Annotated in this window: 2 protein-coding genes; both read right to left on the bottom strand. The window is 67.6% G+C overall.

What is annotated here, in order from left to right:
• Positions 1-59 precede the first annotated feature (59 nt).
• Complete coding sequence (locus tag GXP76_RS35365) at positions 60-899, bottom strand: carbohydrate ABC transporter permease (protein WP_242575714.1); 840 nt, start codon at positions 897-899, stop codon at positions 60-62.
• Positions 896-1,785 (bottom strand): carbohydrate ABC transporter permease (locus GXP76_RS35360; protein WP_242575713.1); only part of this gene is annotated, 890 nt, incomplete at its 5' end. The genes GXP76_RS35365 and GXP76_RS35360, both read right to left, overlap by 4 nt.

The raw sequence follows: 1,785 nt of genomic DNA, 5'->3' as shown, positions 1-1,785 counted from the left end.
GATTCTCGGACGGTTCGCGGGTCTGGTTCGTCGGTCTCTCGTGCGGCCTTCGCGGCCGGTCAGCCCTTGACGGCGCCGGCCGCGAAGCCCGCGCTGACATGACGCTGGAGCAGCAGGAAGATCACCAGCGCGGGCAGGGCGAAGAGTGTCGAGGCGGCCATCGTGGCGCCCCAGTCGGTGCCGAAGGTGTTCTGGAAGGACGACAGCCAGACCGGCAGGGTGCGGTTGTCCTGCTCCTTGATGATCAGGAAGTTGGCGTAGGCGAACTCGTTCCACGCGGTGATGAAGCCGAAGAGCGAGGTCGCCATCAGACCGGGCACGAGCAGCGGCAGGGCCACCCGGCGGAAGGCACCGGTCCTCGTACAGCCGTCGACCCGCGCCGCCTCCTCCAGTTCGGGCGGGATGGTCCCGATGAAGCCCCTGAGCACCACGATCGTGAACGGCAGCGTGATCATGAAGTAGACCAGGGTCAGGGTCGGCAGCCGGTCGAGCATGTCCGTGTCGCGGGAGATGATGTAGATGGGGATGATCAGCGATTCCCACGGAGCCATCTGGGCGATGAAGACCATCAGCATGAACTGCCGCCGGCCCCTCCAGCGCATCCGGGCGACGGCGAACGCCGCCCCCAGCGCCACCAGCAGCGACAGCAGCACCGCGCCGAGCGTGACCAGGACGCTGTTGCGCCAGAAGAGTTCGAAGCCCTCGGCGCCCACCGCCCTGCGGAAGTGGTCCAGCGTCCAGGCGCGCGGCACCAGTCGGGGGTCGGCCGACTGGATGTCGCGGGACGGTGTGAAGGCGGTCGAGATCATCCAGTACACGGGGAACAGACACACCACGACGGTCACGGTGGCGGCGATGTTGAGCGGGATCCGGCGAACCCGGGGGCGTAGCGGGGTCATCGCGACTCGTCCTCCTGACGGAGCATCTGACGGAAGTAGAGGACGAGCACCCCGGACATCAGGACCACGGTGAGCATCGAGGCCGCGGAGCCCAGGTCGTAGCGCTGGCTGGACAGGGCCGTCTGGACCGCGTACACGGGCAGGATCGTCGTGGCGTCGCCCGGCCCGCCGCGGGTCATCACCCAGATCTGGACGAACGCCTTGAACGTCCAGATCACCTCCAGGGAGAACACCAGCAGGAAGATCGGCCGGAGCATCGGGAAGGTGACCGAGCGGAAGATCCGGGCGCCCGAGGCCCCGTCGAGCCGGGCCGACTCGTACAGCTCGGCGGGGACCGTGGTGAGCGCCGAGTAGAGGGTGACCGCCGCGAACGGCACGGACTGCCAGACGATCAGCGCGACGAGGATCACGAAGGCCGCGGTGCCGTCGGCGAACCACGGGTAGCGGTCGAATGAGCCGAAACCGAGCGAGGTCAGCGTCTGGTTGACGATCCCGAACTCGGAGTGGAACAGCCACTGGAAGACGGTGGTGGCCGCCACCACCGGCATCGCCCAGGCGAGCACGAGCGCGCCGAGGACGACGGTGCGGCCCGCCTTCGCCAGCCGTTCGGTCATCAGCGCGACCAGGGTGGAGATCACCATGATCAGGACGACGTTGACGGCCATGAAGACGAAGGTGCGGCCGGTCACCTCCCAGAATCGCGGGTCGGACAGCAGGGTCCGGTAGTTCCGAAGCCCCACGAACTCCGCGTTCCCGCTGATCAGTTGGCGCAGCCGGAAGTCCTGGAGAGAGATCAGCACGGTTCGCAGCAGCGGGTAGACGAGCAGATAGAGCATGCCGGCGATCGCGGGTGCGATCAGGGCGTACGGCCAGAGGCTGTGCGACG

Origin of the sequence: Streptomyces sp. NP-1717, assembly GCF_022695985.1 — a bacterium.
GTDB lineage: Bacteria > Actinomycetota > Actinomycetes > Streptomycetales > Streptomycetaceae > Streptomyces.
The sequence above is the reverse complement of the archived record's forward strand: the minus strand, read 5'-3'. Positions and strand labels throughout refer to the sequence as shown.

Coding starts and splice junctions, on each gene's coding strand:
- GXP76_RS35365 (WP_242575714.1), bottom strand. CDS start 899: ATGACCCCGCTACGCCCCCGGGTTCGCCGGATCCCGCTCAACATCGCC.